The sequence below is a fragment of the Gehongia tenuis genome (assembly GCF_014384795.1).
In the GTDB taxonomy this organism is placed as follows: domain Bacteria; phylum Bacillota; class Clostridia; order Christensenellales; family NSJ-53; genus Gehongia; species Gehongia tenuis.
Genome location: NZ_JACRSR010000001.1, coordinates 459,106 through 477,830, shown reverse-complemented (window position 1 = coordinate 477,830; position 18,725 = coordinate 459,106). Strand labels below are relative to the sequence as shown.

15 protein-coding genes are annotated in these 18,725 nt (G+C 61.5%); 3 read left to right on the top strand and 12 right to left on the bottom strand.

Features of this window, described 5'->3' with window-relative positions; genetic code table 11:
* Positions 1-31: 31 nt before the first annotated feature.
* From H8696_RS02345 to H8696_RS02325, 5 genes are all read right to left on the bottom strand, one after another.
* A complete protein-coding gene (locus tag H8696_RS02345; RefSeq protein WP_249314662.1) occupies positions 32-877 on the bottom strand; it encodes a sugar phosphate isomerase/epimerase family protein in 846 nt (281 codons plus the stop codon).
* A 44-nt stretch (positions 878-921) separates the two neighbouring features.
* Positions 922-1,785 carry a sugar phosphate isomerase/epimerase family protein gene (locus H8696_RS02340; protein ID WP_249314661.1) on the bottom strand — a complete coding sequence of 288 codons (864 nt, stop codon included), beginning with the start codon at positions 1,783-1,785 and terminating at the stop codon, positions 922-924.
* Between the two features lie 232 nt (positions 1,786-2,017).
* A complete protein-coding gene (locus tag H8696_RS02335) occupies positions 2,018-2,869 on the bottom strand; it encodes a sugar phosphate isomerase/epimerase family protein (RefSeq protein WP_249314660.1) in 852 nt (283 codons plus the stop codon).
* 171 nt (positions 2,870-3,040) lie between these two features.
* Positions 3,041-3,835, bottom strand: coding sequence for a helix-turn-helix domain-containing protein (locus H8696_RS02330; RefSeq protein WP_249314659.1), 795 nt, complete (start codon positions 3,833-3,835; stop codon positions 3,041-3,043).
* 18 nt (positions 3,836-3,853) lie between these two features.
* Positions 3,854-6,994, bottom strand: coding sequence for a UvrD-helicase domain-containing protein (locus H8696_RS02325; RefSeq protein ID WP_249314658.1), 3,141 nt, complete (start codon positions 6,992-6,994; stop codon positions 3,854-3,856).
* A gap of 139 nt (positions 6,995-7,133) precedes the next feature.
* Between H8696_RS02325 and H8696_RS02320 the strand changes: the two genes are divergently transcribed.
* The 3 genes from H8696_RS02320 (at position 7,134) to H8696_RS02310 (ending at position 9,681) form a co-directional block, all read left to right on the top strand.
* Positions 7,134-7,571: a MarR family winged helix-turn-helix transcriptional regulator gene (locus H8696_RS02320; RefSeq protein WP_249314657.1), complete on the top strand. Its 438-nt coding sequence runs from the start codon at positions 7,134-7,136 to the stop codon at positions 7,569-7,571.
* A complete protein-coding gene (locus H8696_RS02315) occupies positions 7,568-8,173 on the top strand; it encodes a GNAT family N-acetyltransferase (protein ID WP_249314656.1) in 606 nt (201 codons plus the stop codon). The genes H8696_RS02320 and H8696_RS02315 overlap by 4 nt, the downstream gene beginning before the upstream one ends.
* Before the next feature lie 77 nt (positions 8,174-8,250).
* The gene (locus H8696_RS02310; protein WP_249314655.1) at positions 8,251-9,681 is read left to right on the top strand and encodes a M81 family metallopeptidase; all 1,431 of its coding nucleotides are present in this window, start codon (positions 8,251-8,253) and stop codon (positions 9,679-9,681) included.
* A gap of 232 nt (positions 9,682-9,913) precedes the next feature.
* Here the strand turns inward: H8696_RS02310 and H8696_RS02305 are convergent, their stop codons facing one another.
* The 7 genes from H8696_RS02305 to H8696_RS02275 all read right to left on the bottom strand — a co-directional run bounded on the left by H8696_RS02305 (position 9,914) and on the right by H8696_RS02275 (position 18,538).
* Positions 9,914-11,326: a glycosyltransferase family 2 protein gene (locus H8696_RS02305; protein ID WP_249314654.1), complete on the bottom strand. Its 1,413-nt coding sequence runs from the start codon at positions 11,324-11,326 to the stop codon at positions 9,914-9,916.
* A 20-nt stretch (positions 11,327-11,346) separates the two neighbouring features.
* Positions 11,347-12,492 carry a HEAT repeat domain-containing protein gene (locus tag H8696_RS02300; protein ID WP_249314653.1) on the bottom strand — a complete coding sequence of 382 codons (1,146 nt, stop codon included), beginning with the start codon at positions 12,490-12,492 and terminating at the stop codon, positions 11,347-11,349.
* 15 nt (positions 12,493-12,507) lie between these two features.
* A complete protein-coding gene (locus H8696_RS02295; RefSeq protein WP_249314652.1) occupies positions 12,508-14,655 on the bottom strand; it encodes a hypothetical protein in 2,148 nt (715 codons plus the stop codon).
* Between the two features lie 21 nt (positions 14,656-14,676).
* A complete protein-coding gene (locus H8696_RS02290; protein ID WP_249314651.1) occupies positions 14,677-16,218 on the bottom strand; it encodes a CotH kinase family protein in 1,542 nt (513 codons plus the stop codon).
* A gap of 35 nt (positions 16,219-16,253) precedes the next feature.
* Positions 16,254-16,931, bottom strand: coding sequence for a DUF4956 domain-containing protein (locus H8696_RS02285; protein WP_249314650.1), 678 nt, complete (start codon positions 16,929-16,931; stop codon positions 16,254-16,256).
* Between the two features lie 15 nt (positions 16,932-16,946).
* Entirely contained in the window at positions 16,947-17,642 is a 696-nt protein-coding gene (locus tag H8696_RS02280; protein WP_249314649.1) for a polyphosphate polymerase domain-containing protein, read from the bottom strand.
* A gap of 62 nt (positions 17,643-17,704) precedes the next feature.
* On the bottom strand, positions 17,705-18,538 hold the full coding sequence (locus H8696_RS02275; RefSeq protein WP_249314648.1) for a hypothetical protein: 834 nt from the start codon (positions 18,536-18,538) through the stop codon (positions 17,705-17,707).
* Positions 18,539-18,725 lie beyond the last annotated feature (187 nt).

Sequence of the window (18,725 nt, the reverse complement as noted above, 5' to 3'; positions counted from 1 at the left end):
GATCTCGTCCCCTTTACCGCTAAAATTTTGATCAATCCCACTCGATGCCCTTGAACTTCTTGAAGGCATTCATGCTGGTCTCAATGGAGTCGATCTCGTCCATCTTGGTCAGATCCTGCTCCAGCAGAATGTAGGGCACGCCGATCTCGTTGGCCTTGTCGATGTAGTCCTGGATCGGGAGAATGCCGGTGCCCACCTCGGCAAAGGCCTCCACCCGCTTGTTCTGGCCGTACACCTCGCCGGACATGGGGGTCTGGCGGTCCAGCTTCTCAAAGATCACCAGCGGCTCGCCGGCATCCTTCGCGAAATCCTTCTGATGGAGCAGCACCAGCCGGTCCTTGAAGAATTCCATCTCGTCCCGGGGGTCTATGCCGGAACGGGCGACCCAGAAGGTATCCAGTTCAAAATAAACCAGTTCGGGGTCCGTCTCGTTGTAGAAGCGGTGCTGGATGTATTCACCGTCCACCTCCCGATACTCCTGCACATGGTTATGATAATAATAGCGGATGCCGTGCTTTTTCGCAATTCTGCCGGCCTCGTTGAGGTAGGGCGCCTTGGTTTCGATGTCCAGCTCCCAGGTTCCGCCGCAGCCCACCTGGGGCACGCCCAGCTCGGCATAATATTCGCAGAACTCATCCAGGCCCTCGGGAATCAGGGGATAGAAATGGGCGCCCACCACTTTGAGCCCGAGATCATCCAAAACGGCTTTTGCATCCTTGGCGTCCATGCCGAATCCAAAAGTTTTTACGTCCTTGCCTTCAGGATGGCTGTAAGACTCGATGTACTTGTAGCCCATGTCGGAAACCTTTTTGAGGGTGCCCAGCGGATCCTCGTTCATGTGATTCCTGACCGAATAGATTTGAAGACCGACTTTCATTTCAACATTCCTTTCTTAGACGGCTCCCGCCGTTTGATGGCGCTTTAGTCCCACTCGATGCCCCGGTACTTCCGGAAGGAAGCCATGCTCAACGCCACCGATTCGATCTCGTCCAGCTTGGTGGCGTCCTGCTCCAGGGTGATGTAGGGAATTTGGCTGCGGTTGCCCGCGTCGATGATGGACTGGATATCCATGATGCCGGTGCCCACCTCCACGAAATCCTCCTTCCGGTCCGGATGGAAGTCGACGCCGCCCCGCACGGGTACGGCGGGATCGTGGAATCCGTCAAAAAGATTGAGGGGGCCGTGGTATTGGGCCGGCAGGTCCTTTTGATGAAGCATGCAGATGCGTCCGCCGTACTGGCCGATGAGCTGAACCGGGTCCTGGCCGCCCCGAAGGGCCCAGTAGGTATCCAGTTCAAAATCCACCAGCTCGGGATCGGTGTTGTCCAGGATATGGTCCAGCATCCTTATGCCGTCAAAGGGCTGGAACTCGTGGAAATGATTGTGGTAATGAAAGCGCATGCCCCTGGCTTTGCACATGCGGCCGCATTTGTTCAAAAGCGCCGCTTTCTCCCGAATCTCCCCGGCCGTCTGGCAGAAGATGGAGTCGATGCCGGGGTTCAGGCATCCGATGGCCGCCTGGTAATCAAAGAAGGTCTCAAGGTATTGGTCGTCCCGAAGATCCTTCTCCCCGATATGGGCGCCGATGATGACAACGCCCAGCCTTTTGAGGAAGGGCACCGCCTCCTCGACGGGCAGGTCCAGCCCAAAGTTGTAGGGGCCGGACGAATTGAATGCACAGATTTCCCAGTAGCGGTAGCCAAGTTCGGCCACCTTTTCCATGGTTCCCATGGGGTCCTTGCCAAAGCTCTCCTTCACGGAGTACATCTGAAGGCCCACCTTCATAGAACCGCTTCCCCCTTCCCTTTGTCCAAAAGGCACTTTCTTAAGTATAAACCATGGGGTTACCCCAATGTCAAGATGCCTGGCCTATTTTCCTGAAACAAGTTTCCTGCCCGTTCACCCGCGGATGAGGTGAAGGCTCCGCTGCTCCGCGAAGGCGCGGACCGGGCCGGCAGCGGAAAAAGCCCGCCCGGCGCAAAAGAAAAAGGGCCGCCTTCCGGCAGCCCTTCCCGCTTTAATCCCACTCGATGCCCTTGAATTTTCTGAAGGCATCCATGCTGGTTTGAATGGAGTCGATCTCGTCCATGGTGGTGAAGTCCTGCTCGAGCAGGATGTAGGGGCATCCCACCTCGTTGCCCGCGTCGATGTAGTCCTGAATGGGGAGAATGCCGGTGCCCACCTCGGCATAGACATCCTGGCGGCGATACTTGTCCATGATCTCCGGAGTGATGGGCTCACAGCGGTCGATGCGGCCCTCGCCAAACACGGAGATGGGCTCGTCAAGACCCTTGGTAAAATCCTTTTGATGGAGCAGCACCAGGCGATTTCCATAGTACTTGATCTCTTCCACAGGATTCAAGCCCGCCCGGGCCAGCCAGAAGGTGTCCAGCTCGAAGGCGACCAGCTCGGGATCGGTCTCCTTGGCATAGATATGCATGATGTATTCGCCGTTCACCTTGCGGTATTCATGATAATGGTTGTGGTAATAGTAACGAAGGCCGTGCTTTTTCGCGACCTTGCCCGCAGCGTTGAGATTCGCAGCCTTGTGGGCCATCTCCGTCTCGTAGATGCCGCCGCAGCCCACCTGATCCGCGCCCAGCTCGGCATAGTACGCGCAGTATTCGTCCAGACCCTCGGGATGTTCGGGATAGAAATGGGCGCCCACCACTTTGAGCCCGAGATCATCGAGACGGGCTTTGGCTTCCTTCACCGGAAGGCCGAAGCCGAAAGTCTTTTCATCCCTGCCCTCAGGATGGCTGTAGGTCTCAATGTACTTGTACCCCATGTCGGACACCTTTTGCAGCGTGCCCACCGGATCCTCCGCCATGCGGTTCCTTACCGAATAGATTTGCAGACCAACCTTCATATCAACATTCCTTTCCTTCGCGGCCTCTCGCCGCGTGATTGCCCTTTGGGCCACATCTTTCAGTATAAACCATGGACCAGGGCAAAGGTCAATACGGCAAATCAAATTATTTTAATTCTTTTGCTGCGGGTCGGGTTCAATGGCGGGCCCGGCGGCGGGGCCTGACGCGGCCTAGGGCAGCTCCAGCCCCTCGCCGATGGGCAGATAGATGTCGGCGTACAGGTTGTCCGTATCCTGATAGGAGGTCAGCGTGAACTTCCGGACCAGGAAGGTGGGCCCATAGTTCAATCTGAGCTTATCGGCGAACATGCGGATGGGCATAAGCTCCTCCAGCGAGATGTCCCAGCGCCTGATGTGAAACATCCTCCGGACGCAGGGATAGGCCCTGATCACCTCCAGCGAGGAATCCAGCCGCATATGCATGGCGTCCGCCGCGGACTTGCGCAGCAGCCCATAGCTTTTGCCCTGGCTCAGCTTTTGGCCGTTCAGCTCATAGACGTCGTAGCTGCCGCACAGGATGATCTGTTCCGGCGTCAGCTGTTTGAGCTGGTAGGTGATGGGCGCCCGGTCGCAGCTGATGAAAAGCACGTAGGATTCGGGAAAGGTGGTCACCCGGCATTCGGCGTATTCGTTGACCGTGTTGTGGATGGAGCGCACGTAATTGATCTTTTTGAGCAGCTGCTGCTGATAGCGGATGCGGTGCTCCACCTCCCTGCTCTTCTCCGAAATGAGCTTCACCACCTCGGAGGAACCGCGGCTGTGCATGATGTCCTGGATTTCCGCGATGGAAAAATCCAGGCACCGGTAATAGACCACGTTGGTCAGCTCCAGAAGATTTTCGAAGGAAAAAAGGAGGTAACGGTTCGCCGGATTCTTTTCCGGATGGACCAGCCCCTTCTCCACGTAGAAGCGGATGGTGTCGGTGGTGAGGCCCAGCATTTTGGCCGTCTCGCCGATGGTGTACATGGTATCCTCTCCTTTATGTCAAAATAGGGTGAGCTGCCTGCCTTCCGGCCGGCCGGCGAGGGCCTTTTCAAAGGTGAGAGCGTCCTTCGGGATATCCCCGAGGAAGGGCGAGGGTTCGCCGGGGCAGGTCAGCGTGAGCCGGTCCTTCGCCCGGGTGAGCCCCACGTAGAGGAGCCGCCGCTCCTCCTGCGGGTCCGCGGCGCGCCCGGGCGCGTCGTAGGGAATGAGCCCCGCCCGGACGCCCGTGAGAAACACCGCCGGAAATTCCAGTCCCTTGCTGCCGTGCAGGGTCATCAGCCGCACCGCGCCGGAGGCATAGGACTTCTGGCCGCTCCGTCCAAGATCGATCTCCTGGCCGAGAAGCACGTTGGTGAGAAATTCGCCGAGACTGCGGAAAAGGGCCGCCGCCTGGACGAGTTTGTCCAGCGCCGGACCTTGGAGCCCCTGCTGGGCGGCGAGGGCGGCGATGAGCCGGTCCGGCCGGTCCTTTCCCGCGTGGGGGCCGTATTCCGCCGCCCGGGCCTCGAAGTCCGACCCGAGAAGGGGCTGGGCCAGTGCCCGGGACAGCTCGTCCCCCCGGTCCAGCAGGTACCGGAAGAAGGCGAGCACGCGGCGCACCGTCTCCTCCGCTAAAAAGTCCTCCCGGCCGGACACCACGTAGGGGATGCCCTCGGTTTTGAGGCAGTACTCCAGCATCTCCCCCTGGCGGTGGGTGCGGTACAGCACCGCGATGTCGGAAAAGCCCAGGCCCGCCTCCGTCCCTGCCGAAAGCATGTCCATGCCGCCCACCAGCGCCGCGATGGCCTTGGCCACGTACACGCCCTCCGCCAGTTCGCCGGGGCAGTTTACATAAACCGGCTTCGGGCCGCCGGGACGCTGGGCCTGGAGATGGTCCCCGGCCCGGCCGAGCGCGGGCAGCGCCGCCGCCAGAATCCCCGGGGAGGAGCGGTAGTTTTTCACCAGACGGATGGTGCGAAGGCCCGGCTTGTCCTCCCCCAGCCGCCGGAACCCATCGGCGCTGGAGCCGCGGAAGCCGTAGATGGACTGGTCCGGGTCGCCGATGGCGAACAGGGCGCCTCGCGCCGTCCACGTGAGGACCAGCCGGTACTGCACGGGGCTCAAATCCTGGAATTCGTCCACCAAAAGGTGGGCAAAGCTCCCGGGCACCGCCGTCTCGTAGTCCTCAAGAGCGCGGAGCAGCAGGTCGTCATAATCCAGCACCCGATGGGCGGCGAGCCTTTGCTGATAGAGGGGGTACGCCTTCGCCGCCTCGGGATGCTCCGGGGCAAGCCCGCCCTTCATCCTCGAGATGTCCGCAAGGAGCTTCGCCGCCGAAAGCTCCACGCCCGCCTCCCCCGCGGCCTCGGCGGCCAGCGAGCGGGCGGAGAATTCATCGATCAGGGTCACCGGCCCCTTACGGGACAGATGCCTGAGACAGATGGCGTGGAAGGTGCCGATGGTCATGGCCCGGGCGGCCTTCCTGCCCAGGGCCGCTTCCAGCCGCGATCTCATCTCCCCCGCCGCTTTGTTGGTGAAGGTGACGGCGGTAATGGAGCCGGGCTTCACCCCCGTCTCCACCAGGTGCTGGATGCGGGCGACCAGGGTCTTCGTCTTGCCGGTGCCCGGCCCGGCAATCACCGCCACCGTCCGCTCCCCGGCGGTGGCGGCGGCGCGCTGTTCCTCGTTGAGGCCAAAGAGGGCGCGGGGCCGCGGGGCCGCAGCGGGCCCTTCGGCAGACAGCCTGCCGGCGGTTGGGAAAGCGGTATGGGATGCGGCGGTGCGGCCTCCGCCCTCGGGGCCGCCCGGAACCGCGGCGGGTCCGCCCTGGGCTGCGGTGGACGGGGTCCCCTCTTCCCGGGACGCCCGCGGAGCCGCGGCCTTCCCCGCCTTCGGCGCCGCCGCGCCCAAAAAGGAGATCTGCCCGGCAAGGGCTTCCCGCTCCCCGGCGGTGAGGATATGCACCTTGCCGTATTCGCCGTCGTAGCCCGGGCTCAGGGTGACCTCCCCCGCCCGGAGCCGCCGCACGCCCTCCTCCACCAGGGGGCCCGCCGCCCGGCCCACGGCCGTTAGCGGCGCTTCCCTAAGAATGTAAAACTCGCTGCCCAGTTCGGCCAGCAGGCCCTCGTACCAGCCCTGAACCCTGCGGCTCGCCGGGGTATAGCCGGTGGACGCGGCGATGACCTCCGCCAGGGGAATGAGGCTCTCGTAGGGCCGCGCAAGCCGCGCCGCCCCCTCCGGGCGGTCGGCCAGCGCCTCCACCCGGTTCAGCACGCCCACGGTGATCTTCCTGCCGCACACCGGGCACCGGCCGCCGTACCTCGCCGTTTCCGCCGGGGTGAGGCGCACTCCGCAGTTTCGGTGGCCGTCCAGATGGTACTTTCCCTCCTCGGGGAAGAACTCCAGCGTGCCCACAAGGCCCTCCCCCTCGAGCGCCCGGGCCAGCCCGGTGTAGGACAGCTCCCCCTCGATCAGATTGGCTTCCCGGCCCAGCTTGGAGGGGGAATGGGCGTCGGAATTGGAGATGAGCGTGTAGCCGTCCAGGGCGGTGAGCCGCCCGTTCATGGCGGGATCGGAGGAAAGACCGGTCTCCACGGCGTGGATGTAGCCCGTCAGGTCCTCGAAGCATTCCTCCATGGTGTCAAAGCCGGAAAAAGCCCCGAACAGCGAGAAGTGGGGCGTCCAGATATGGGCGGGCACCAGGATGCCCCGGGGACAGGTCTCAAGCAGAATCTCCAGAAGATCCCGGCTGTCCAGCCCCAGAATGGGCCGGCCGTCGGAATGGATGTTGCCGATGGCCTCCAGCTTCCCCGAAAGGGCCTCCGCCGCCTCGAGGCTGGGCAGCAGGATGACGTTGTGGATCTTGCGGGTTCTGCCGTTCTTCTTGTAGATGGAGCTGATCTCCCCCGTGACCACGAACCTCGGCGTCTCCCGGTCCTCGAAGCCGGGAAGGCGGCGCTCCTCTTTGAGCACGTACAGCCCCTCCTCCGCCGGGATGAGCTTCTCCCGAAGCTCCGCCCGCCAGGCGGGATGGGTGAAATCGCCCGTTCCCATGAGCCCGATCCCCTTCTTCCTCGCCCAAAGGTCCAGATACTCGGGCACCGCTTCCCCGCTGGTGGCTCTTGAATACTTCGAATGGATGTGCAAATCAGCGATATACATGGCAATTCTCCCATATTTGCGTTCTATTCCCTATGATAGCCTTTTTCCCGCACCCTTGCAAATACCCATTGACAGGACCGTCCGCCGCGGGGTAGAATTATTTAAAATATTTTAATTAAAATTTTTGAGGTGTTTTGTCATGCTGGAGCACTGGATGGACGAATTTTACAACAGACTGGCCCTTTCCTTCTATAAAAACGCGGCGCGCCAGCAAAAGATTGAGGAGATCGGCAGCCTGGGGGCGGCGGATACGGGAACGCTGGAGATGGTGTACCTTCTAAAGGGGCCCACCTGCAAGGAGCTGGCGGACTTTTTGAGGATCTCCACCCCGAACCTCACCTACCGGGTGAACAAGCTGGTGAGCCGGGGATATCTTGAAAAGGTGCAGGACGAACGGGACCGGCGGCGGTACCACCTCAGGGTGACGGACAAATTCATGGACTACTACAGCGTGAACGACGCCTTCGTCCATCGGGTGGCGGAGCGGGCCCGCCAGAACTTTTCGCCGGAGGAGCTGGCCAGGTTCGAGGGCATGTTCCAGAAAATCATTGAGGAATACATGGAGGAAACAAAATGAACTGCGATATCTATCGGAAGGCCTATCTTGATGACTTGGCCGGCGTCGTGCAGCGGACATGGCATTTTGAAAAGGATCTCGACGGACCGAAGGACCCCCTCCTTCTCAGCCGCTATTACATCAAAAGCTGCCTCATCGGCTCGGTCCATCAGGACGTGGTGGTGGAAAAGGGCCGGGCTGTCGGGGTGCTCTTTGGCAGCGACGAGCGGCGGGGCCGGCTGGGCCGGGCACTTCAGTTCGGCTGGCTGGGCGCGGGCTTTTTCATCCAGGTGCTCCTTGGACGCCTGGGCGGGCGGCGGGCCGCCTTCCGCCTGATCCGGGATATGGGCTGGATGTCCAGGGCCGGCGAGGCGGTGGAGGGCTACGACAGCGAGGTGAACCTGTTCATCCTGGACGCCGAAACCCGGGGCAGGGGATACGGCCGGGCGCTCATGGACCGGTACCTCGCCTTTTGCAGGCGGCGGGGCATGAAGCGGGTCTTTCTATGGACCACGCCTGACTGCACCTACAGCTTCTACGACCGCTACGGCTTTCAGCGCATTCGCACCGTGCAAAAAGATGGCAAAACGGCGCTGATGATCTATGCCATCGAGATCCAATAAAGGGGACGGGGCGCTCTTGACTTTCCCTTTTCCGGTGCTATGATGGATTTATAGACCCCAAATAAAGGAGGAAGCGTATGAAAGTATTGATCGGTTCCATGGGCCACGAGTCCAACATGTTTGCCCCCGTGCTCACCAAGAAGGAGGATTTCAACTACCTCTACGGCGAGGATGTCATCGACCATCTGGCCTGCCGGGACATCTTCGAGGAGGCGGGCATGGAGGTCATTCCCACTCTGGCGGCCAGCGGCGGCGCCAGCGGCTATGTGGAGCGGGAAGCTTACGACTACATTCTCGGCCAGTTTCTGGACGGCGTAAGGAAACACAAGGACGAGCTCGACGGCATCTTTCTGTTTCTTCACGGCGCCATGCACGTGGTGGACCTCAAGCCCGATTCCGGCGAGCACTACCTCTTGGAGCGGATCCGGGAAATCGTGGGGCCGGACCTCCCCATCGCCGTAGCGATGGACCCCCACGGCAACGTCTCCCAGCACTACTGCGAGCTGGCCAATGTGGTGCGGTGCTACCGCAACTCCCCCCATACCGACGCCGATGAGACCAACCGCAAAACCGCCAGAATCTTCGTCGACATGCTGAAGAAAAACATCAAGGTCCATCCCGCCTGGGAGCGGGTCTCCATCCTGATCGGCGGCGAGCGGTGCGTTTCCGCCGAGGAACCTCTTTGCCTCATCAACGAGAAGCTGAACGAGTGCGAGAAGGATCCCCGCATCGCCAGCTGCTCCTATCACGTGGGCTTCGCCTGGGCGGACAGTCCCCTCTGCTCCGCCTGCGTGGTGGTGGTGCCCGCCGAGGAGCAGTACGCGGACTATGCCGCCGAAAAGGCCAGGGAGCTGGCGGACTACGCCTTCTCCAAGCGCCGTGATTTCCACTTCACCGGCAACGCCATGGATATGAACGAAGCCATGGACGTGGCTTATGCCTCGGACAAGAAGCCCATCTTCATCTCTGACGCCGGCGACAACACCACCGCCGGGGCCCTCGGCTGGAACACGGTGGTGCTGCGTCAGATCCTCGCCCGGGATACGAAGGGCAAGAAATCCCTGATCGCCGCCATCAACCATCCTACGGCCCTCGATAAGCTGAAGGATCTTGAGATCGGCGCGGCTGTGGAGCTTGACGTGGGCATGGATTACGACGAGGACAGCAGGGCGACCCCCATCAAGGGCATCGTCAAGGCGAAGGGCGACATGCTGGGCTACGACGGGGACGCGGAAGGCCAGGTGGTCACGGTGAGCGTGGGCGATCTGGACGTGGCCGTCTCCAACTCCGGCGCTTCCTTCACCCATCTAAGGCAGTTTGAGGGCGCGGGGCTCAACTGGAAGGATTACGACATCATCGTGGTCAAGCAGGGCTACCTCTTCCCCGAGCTCAAGGAAGTGGCGGGTTACATGATCATGTCCCTCACCCCCGGCGCCACGGACCAGCACACGGAAAATTTCGATTACAAGCTGATCCACCGGCCCATGTATCCCGTGGACAACTTCTAAAAAGTGCAGGAAAAAGCCGGCCTTAGGGCCGGCTTTTTTGATGCAAAAGAAGAAGCATATGAACGGCTTGACCTCCTTGATCCCCATGAATGAAAGCACTTTCATCATCGCTCAATACCGCTGCCCGGCCGCGCCCTTTCGCCACTCTTTTTCGGCCGGCGGACGGCGATTTCCCACTGGTTTCCCCCCTTCGGCCAGGGCAAAAAACGAGGGCCTTGAAGGCCCCGCTTTTTTACATGCCGGTGGATTTTTGATCGTGCTTGTAGCGCTCCAGCTTGCCCCAGACGTTTCGCTTCTTGCGGTAGCCGATGAGGGCGTTGGTGCGGATGAGCATGAGCACGAAGCGCATGCCGAACAGCTCAAAGACGCTGAGCAGCACCGCCTTCACCGAATCCTTGAAGGACAGGGTGAGCTGCTGGGTGTGGATGCGGCTGAAGAAGGCGATGAGCGTGAGGGTACAGCCGTAGATGGCGTACACCGCGAAGAACAGCAGCATGAAGGGCACGTTGATGAGATTCACCAAAAAGGCGAGCACGATGGTCAAAAGGCCGAACAGCTCGATGTAGGGCGAGAGCAGCTCATACAGCCAAAAGTACAAAAAGGACACGGAGCCCATGAGGCCGTACTCCTTCTTGCCCACCGAGCGGCGGTAATGCCACAGGCTTTCAAAAAGCCCGATGTGCCAGCGCCGGCGCTGTTTGGCCAGATCCTTCAGGCTGCCCGGAGCCTGGCTCCAGCACACCGCCTCGGGAACGTAGCGCATGCGGTAATCGATATGGTTGGTCCGGCAGAAGGCGTGAAGCTTGACCACCAGCTCCATGTCCTCCCCCATGGTGTCGAGAGCGTAGCCCCCGGCCAGCACCACCGTCTCCTTCCTGAACAGGCCGAAGGCGCCGGAGATGATGAGGTTGCCGTTGAAGTTGTCCATGAAGATGCGGGAAGCGAGAAAGGAGCGGTCGTATTCCAGCACCTGCATGGCGATGAGCAGATTCTTGGGCAGGCTGTAGTCCGCCACCCGGCCGTCCCGGATCTTCACACTGTTGGAAACCCGGACCTGGCCGCCGCAGGCAATGACCCGGTCGTCCTCCAGGATGGGCTGGGTGATCCTGCGGAGGGAATCCCGCTGCAGCATGGAATCGGCGTCAATGCAGAGAAAGTAAGGATAGGCGGACATGTTGATCCCCATATTGAGGGCGTCCGCCTTGCCCCCCTGCTCCTTCACCACCAGGGTGATGTGGGTGCCCCGCACATCCGTCTCATAGACGGCCTTCTCCCTCGCCGAGGGCACCACCCGGTGCACCGGCCGGGCGGAGGGATGGATATCAAAGGCCTCGATGAGGCGGGCCGCCGTCCCGTCATCCGAGCCGTCGTCCACCACCACGATCTCGAAGAGCGGGTAATCCTGCTCAAGCAGGGTGGACACCGTGTCCACGATGGTGACCTCCTCGTTATGGGCCGGCACCAGGATGCTGACGGGAATGTAAAAATCATGATGAATGCTGTTCTCCAGCTGTTCCCTTCGCCGGTTCTGATAGAGGGTGGACGAGCCCTGGAACACGGACAGGAACAGGAATGTACTGTACCCCAGAAGGTACAGCACGAAAAAGATCTCCACCGCGGCCAGGAAAATCTTGATGGCCTCCATCGTCTCACTCCTTCAAATCGCTATTGGGCCAGGGCCTCCCGCTTGTAGGCGAGAATATCCCGGGCATAGGGGTCGGGGCCTTTCAGCACCGTTTCGATCAGGGGATGGTCCGGGGCCACCTTGAGAATGGCCTCGGCGGCGTTGCTTCTCACGTACCAGTTGCGGTGCCGCAGGGCCTTTGCCAGCGCCGCCACCGTGTCCTCGCCGGGGTATTTTTCCAGCGTGGACGCCGCCAGCGCCGCCAGGGCGGAGAACTCCCAGCCCTCCCGGTTCGATTCATCCATGAACCGAAGGAGCACCGGCAGAACCGGCGGATAGGAGTAGCGCCGATAGTACCTCAGCAGCGCCAGCCTGACCTCCCGGTCCGTGTCCTCATCGGTGAGCAGGGGCAGGAATCTTTCGGTGAAGGCGCCGGTGGACATCCGAAAATAATTGACGAAAGCCGTCTGATAGGTGGCGGGAAACCGGTCCCAGGCCGCCCACAGCCCCTCGGCCAGGGCATCCTTATCCCCCTTGAAGGTCATCAGGCCGTCGGTGATGAGCTTGCCGCTGTGCTGGATCTCCCCGTCCGCCATGCGGGTGAGTCCCCGCATCACCATGTCCACGCTGCCGGAGGCGTACAGCCCGGAAAGGGCGTTCTCCCGGAGGTAGATGGAGTTCGCGGTGACCATGGTGAGGAGCTCCCGGGTGATGGGATCGTATTCCGCGGGCCCCGCCAGATGGAACAGGCCCATGAGGTAGGCGTAGTAGGCCTTGACCGCGTCGTCCTTCCTGTAGTAGTGCTGGGAGAGGGCGGCAAAGACCACCTTGTGCTCCCTCAGCCAGCGGTAGAGGGCCCTCCCCTCCGGCCTTATAAGCCGCCACTCCAGCTCCATCTGAAAGGCGCTGAGGGAGGAAAGACGGCCCAGCAGCCATTCAAGGAGCTGATTGTCCGAACGCCGCCGGAGGACTGGCCGGAGCGGGGCGGGCAGCATGGCGGTGAGTTCCTCCCGGACGGGCTCGCCCCGGGCCGCCTTTTCCAGCACCTGGCTCCACTGGTGGCAGCGGTGCTTATCCACCCGGAAGGAGCGCTTGCGCCACAGCACGGCCACGATGTTGAAGACCAGCATGCAGCCGCACATGGCAAGGTACACATAGATGATCAGATTCGCCGTCTTGAGGAACATGGGCTCACCGCCTTCCTAAGGGTTCCAGATGGATTTGAGGGCGTAATAGCCCTCCTTCAGCCGTTCGTGGTAGGTGACATTCCGGCCCCAGCCGGACAGCTTCGCCTCGCCCATCTCGACCGCGGCGCCCGCCGGGCCCACGCCCAGGTGGATGGCGCTGATCTGAAGGTTCTCCACGCCATAATGCTCGTAGTAATCGTCGTGAATCATCATCTCCGAGGGATTGGAGAAATTGAGCAGCAGCCAGGGCAGACGGATCTCGATGTCGTCGCCCTCGATGCAAAAGTCCGCCAGGGAATCAAAGTCCGGGCTTTCGGGATTTCCGTTGCCATAGCGGAGCCTGCCGGTGTCGTAGGTGTCGGCGGTGTCGTAGCCGGTGTTGGCCAGCTCCTCCCGGGGATCGATGGGCACCTGGAGAATCATGCGGATGGACGTGAACACGTCGGTGTCCGCCGCCGGGGGGTTGAGGTAGGCGTCCTGCAAGTAGACCCGGTGGGAATACATGGCCCGCAGGGCCTCGTAGCGCTGCTGGACCATGAGCTCGCTGTTCTCCCTGCCGTCCAGCACCAGCAGGAAATCCGCCGCCCGGTCAAAGGAAACATCGTAGCCAAGGGCGGTGGTGGAGCCGGATTTCGGCGTGATGTCGAGGGGCACGTACAGCTTATCCGTCTCAGGGTCGAAGCCCTCCTTGTGGATGCGCAGATAGAGGTAGGCCTCGTCGTATTTGAGGTAGATGGTGCAGCCGTCCTGGCTCGCGACGGGCGTGGCGTCCGCCCATTCGGACACGTCCCCGTCCACGTAGCACACCGATTTCTCCCGGCCCGGATCGAAGGCCAGAAGGCCGAAGTGCTGCTCATTGGTCTGCATGTCGCTCCAGTAGGGCGTCTTGGTGAGGTCCGTGTAGGCCATGGTGTTCCAGGTCCGCTTGAACCACTCGTCCTGCCAGCTGAAGATCACCGTGCCCGCGCAGCCGGAGGCCACCACGTCCTCATAGCACTGGACCAGCGCCTCGGCCTGCTCCGCCTCGGACAGGCCGCCCTGGGCCCGGCCGGTGTTGCGGTCGCTCTGGGCCCGGCCCCTCGAGGAGGGCACGCCGTATTCCGATACCACCACGGGCATGGTGTGGTGTTCATTGATGGCGGCAAGGTACGCCCGGTAGGAGTTGAACACGCCGTCCTCCACATAATCCGCCATCCCCGGCACCACCTCGCCGATGGCCTCCATGAAGCCGAAGTAGTCGGGGTAGTAGGGATAGATGTGGTAGGAGGCGAACTGTCCGGCGATGAAGGCGTCGGTGGTCTTGATATGCTCCACGTCCACCTTGGCAAACTTTCTGAAGTAGTAGGAGACCATCTCGCCCCAGTCCAGCGGATCGGTGGTGGGCCAGTTGGAGAAGGCCACCAGGCGCTGGGTCTTGTAGCGGCGGGTCTCGTAGCTGATGAGGCGGTCCCCCACCTCCGCCAGCATGGCCTCGAAGGGGGTGGCGTCCTCACTGGTGTACATGTATTCGCCCTGGTACTGGCTGCGCCCCTCCTCCATGTGGTCGGTGTAGGCCACCGTGGTGTCCTCCCACTCCACGCCCAGAATGTAGCCGATGACCCAGGGCGAGATGTCCTTGCTGTAGGTGCCGCTTCCCAGATCCTCGTTCAGGGTGAACTGCCTGTTGCCGTGGAGGATATCCACCAGCACCCGGGAGTCCTCGATCAGGGCGCCGATGAACTCGTCGTCATAGGCGGTGCGGTGGGAGTTGAGGATGTAGTCGTTCAGCCAAAGGCCGTGGATGATGTAGAGGGGCTGCTCCCGGCCCGCGTTGTATTCATACACCGCGTCGTAGAAATCATCGGGCAGGATGGTGTACACCCGGACGGTGTTGGCGCCCATCTCCTGGATCATCCCGAACCAGCGCATATAGGTCGCCTTGTCGATGGCATAATCGGTGGCAAAATGGCCGGGGATCCCCACGCCCATGTCCACGCCCCGGATCTCGAAGGGCTCCATGCCGGCGCCCTCGTCCACATAGATTTCCTTGCCCACCACCTTGGTGAAGGTGGTGACCTCCCTGTTCGGGGAGAAATCGATGTAAAACCCGGTCTGGTCCGCCAAAAACAGGTAGACGAGAACCACGGCCAGAATGGCGGCGCAGACGATCAAAAAGCGTTTCATGGCACTCTCCTTCACCGGTTTTTAGGGGTTGTATTTCTTGACGGCGGATTCGTGGCTGTACTGATTGAGCACGTCAATATGCTCATCCAGCCAGCTGAGCCGCTCCAGCAGGGCGTCCCTGTACTGGGCCACCGCCTCCTCGTAGCTTGACGGGTTCCGCTCGTCGGGGAAAAGCTTGTTGTGGTTGTCGAGGTTGGCGATATCAAAGCTGTAGCCCCACACGGCGAAGTTGCGCTCCACCGCCGGGCCCAGGTATTCGATGGTCTCCTCAATGAACCGCTCGATGTATTCGTCGGAAAGCAGGGTGTGCCTGAGCTGGCGGTACTCGGCGATGACGCCGTCCACGTAGGCCTGATCCTTGATCAGCATCAAAAACCAGGGCGCCTGCACGGTGACGAATTTTCGGATGGAATAATCGTCCTCGGCGATGAGGCTGTAGTTGCCCGAACCGTTGTTGAAGTCCCACACCACCGGCTTCACCAGTCCTCCGGGGTCCCGGTAGTAATAGGTGGAGAGGTTGCCGGCGTCATGGATCTCCATTACCTCGAGGATGAGCATGTAGTCGATGAATTCCCCCACGTCCATGAAGGTGGTGTAGCCAAATTCCAGGGAGTTGTAGTCGTAGGAATACAGCGCCTTCTCCATGGCGCTCACATCCCGCTCGATGTAGCGTTTGAGCTTGTCGGTGATGTTGTAGGTGCCGGGATACTCGGCCAGGATATGGGCGCCCTCCTTGAGGATATGGGCGTAATTGGAAAAGTTATGGAGGGGCTCCACGCTGGGCGTGGTGTCGGTGTCGAACTGCACCACGTAGCCGGTGACGCCCTTTTCCTCCTGGATGCCCCGGATGTCCACCCGGCCCTCGCCCCGGCTCACCGTCTCCATCAGAAGATACAGGCCCTGGTACTCGCCGTTCACCACCACCTCGCAGTAGCGCACGTCCGGCGCATAGTCCATCATCTGGCCCGCCAGATTCATGCCAAGGTAGTTGCGCATGAGGGACTTGTCGAGGAAGGGGCCGTGCAAAGCCCAGTCCTTGCCCGCCTCCATGCCGAGAAGGGGCAGCCGGTCCTCCGTCACCCCGTCCTGTTCCACCGTGCGGATGGCGTAGGATTTCTTATCGAACCAGCGGGAGGAGTTGCCTCTGACCCGGATGCGGATGGCGCTTTCCAGGGTGGGGTCGTCGGCAAGGCCGTTCAGCTCCCGGTCCCGCACCCGAAGGTCCGCCACGATGGTGCTCTCCCCATTCTCCGCCAGGGTGTACTCGGTGTGGTCCTGGGCCTCGCTGGGATAGTAGGGCTGGCCGGGAACCTCCTCGCCCCGGGTGTCGATCTCAAGAAGGGGCAGATGGGTGATCAGCTTGTCAAGGTCCACGGCGTTCGGATCGTAGGCCGTCTTTGAAAGTTCCGTGGGCGTCACGGCCGTCTCCGCGGGCTGCGCCGCCGCGCCCGCCATCTGGTGCTGAATGTACCTTTTGCCGCCGCCGGGAAGGCCCGCTTCCAGCATGATCGTGCCCACCACCGCGGCAAGCGCGATGGCCGCCGCCAGCATTCTTTTCTTCAAGGCCCTTCCCCCCTCTCGTCACTGCGGCGCCGCCGTCATCCGGCGATATCGTCGTCCTGGGTCACAAGGTTGACATAACTTATATTCTCGATCTTGTAGAGCACGTCGGTGACGGTCTCCACTTCCTTCTGCTTTTTCTTCATTGCGGCGCGGGAAAGCTCATAGATCAGCTCGACCGTGTTCTCGGTGGTGTTCTCCACCCGAAGGTTGACCCGGTTGTCATAATACGTGGACACCGCCGCCTTGATGCGGTTGGCGGTGCTGCGCTCGCCGCGCACGATGAGCAGCACCCGGTTTTCGTTCTTGATGCGTCCAAGGGCCAGCAGAACCAGGAACACCGCCGCCGAGCCGATGCCCGCCGTGGTGTAGTCCCCCACGCCGCAGGCCAGGCCGCCCACGATGGCCCAGAAGATGTACACCGTGTCCCTCGAATCCTTGATGGCCGTGCGGAAACGGACGATGGACAGCGCGCCCACCATACCCAGGGACAGCGCGATGTTGTTGCCGATGACCGCCATCACCGTGGCGGTGAGCACGGTCAAAACCACCAGGCTCACATTGAACTTGCGGCTGTACACCGTGCCCGCGTGGGCCAGATAGTAGGACAGATAGATCACAAAGCCGATGGCCGCCGCCACCAAAACGTGCAGGGCGATGCCCGCCGCGTCCACCCGCTGGACCTGTTCGATCAAGCTGTTCAGATAATCTTTCATGCTAGCCTCCTCTTTCTAAATCACCGTCTTGCCCACCCGGCCCATGGCGTATTTGCTGGCCGCGCTCTCGCTCTCGTCCGTCACCCGGAGGGCGTCCCGGAGAAAGGTGGGTAAGAAGTGGTTGTACTTCACTTCCAAAATCACATGAAAATCGGGCAGCAGGGGCGTGCCGGTAAACTCCCTGGCGAACAGATCAAGATCGCTCCCCGTAGCCCGAATATCCCGGTCGAAGGTGATGCGGATGCTGTTGGTGGGCAGCGTGTAGGCGGTGCGCCGGTACTCGATGACCACCTTGGGCAGGTAGCCTTCCGTGGTGAGCACGCCGTAGCACTCGGCGGCGAAGGGATCCTTCGATTGGATGAGGCAGGCAAAATCGCCCCTGGCCACCGCCTCGGCCTCATCCCGCTCAAGGGACAGGGATCTTTTGCGCTGGTCCTTGCCCTCCTTCTGCTTCATCTCCAGCTGGGCGTAGCCGCTGTCCGGATGGTAGCTGCGAAGGCGCATCTTCCGCCGGGTGGGATAGCCGCCGGCCTTGTCCCAGTAATCCTTGTCCAAAAAGGTGTCGAAGTACAAGGACCTGACCCGGTAACCGCCGGGCACGTTGTAAATGTCCGGCCGGGTGAAGGGCGCAAGGTCCCGCTCGCAGCGCAGGGCCTGGTCCGCCGTCAGCAGAAACTTCCGCTCCTGGCGCAGCACCACCTGGGTCCGCATGGCTTACTCCTCCTCACGTTCAATTTCTTTATCAGAGTGAAACCCTTTTTGAGGCCGGAAAATCACTCCTCCAGCATCTCCCGGATGGGCTGGGACCAGTGGTAGTCCCAGACGATGTCCAGCTTTGGATAGGCTGCGTCCACCGCCTCAAAGGCGGCCTTTGCCGCATCCAGTCCCTTGTTCCGGTAGGTCTTGGCCTCGGTGAGGCCGTGCTTGCCCACCTCCTGGAACTCCAGAATGCAGTGCAGGCGTTTGCCGTGCTTCAGGCTCAGCTCCGCCTCGGTGCGGATGGCCGCCACCTCGCCCCCGCAGTCGTAGTTCATCACCGCCACCTCGTCGGAGGCTGCGATGAGCCGCTCCAGCCCCTCGGTCAGCCCCTGATCGTCGTAATGGCGGGCGATGCAGGTGATCAGCGTCAGCTCGTTGGCCTTCGCGTAGCCGTAGGCCTTCTCCATGCCGGACACGTACAGCGCCATGGACCCCTCCGGGTCCTCCTTGAAGCGGGCCTGGGTGTAGGGCTCAATATCCGCCATCACCCCGGCGATGGGCTGGTCCGGATGGGCCCGGTTGTACGTCACGATCTCCCGCAGAGCCGCGATGAAGGAGGCGCCGTCCGCCTCAAAGCCCCATTCGGTCGCCCCGAGAAGGGCGTAAACCTCTATGCCGGCCTCCCTGAGCGCCGCCACGAAGGCTTCCGCGCCGTCATAGCCGCCGAATTCCTGATACCAGCGGCCGATCTCAAGACGCTCCGCCAGCTGGATGGCCGCCGCCGGATCCTCCACCGCCGCCTCGTCCCATTCGAACATGCCCCGGGGGGAGGTCTCCGCCCGCTCCGGCGCTTCCGGCCCCCTGGGCCAAAGGACGGACAGAGCGATGAGGCCGAGTCCCACAAGCACGAGGACCGCCCAAAAACCTTTCTTCGCTCCGCTCCTCCCTGCCAACAAACCCCATCCTTCCAGCATGTTTATTCGAGATATTATAGCACATATAACGAAAGCATTGCAAGAATTAATATCTGGTTATTCATTTTTTCTCCTGCTCCCACGGCTCCGGCCTTCCGCGGACAAAAACGCTGGTCTAATG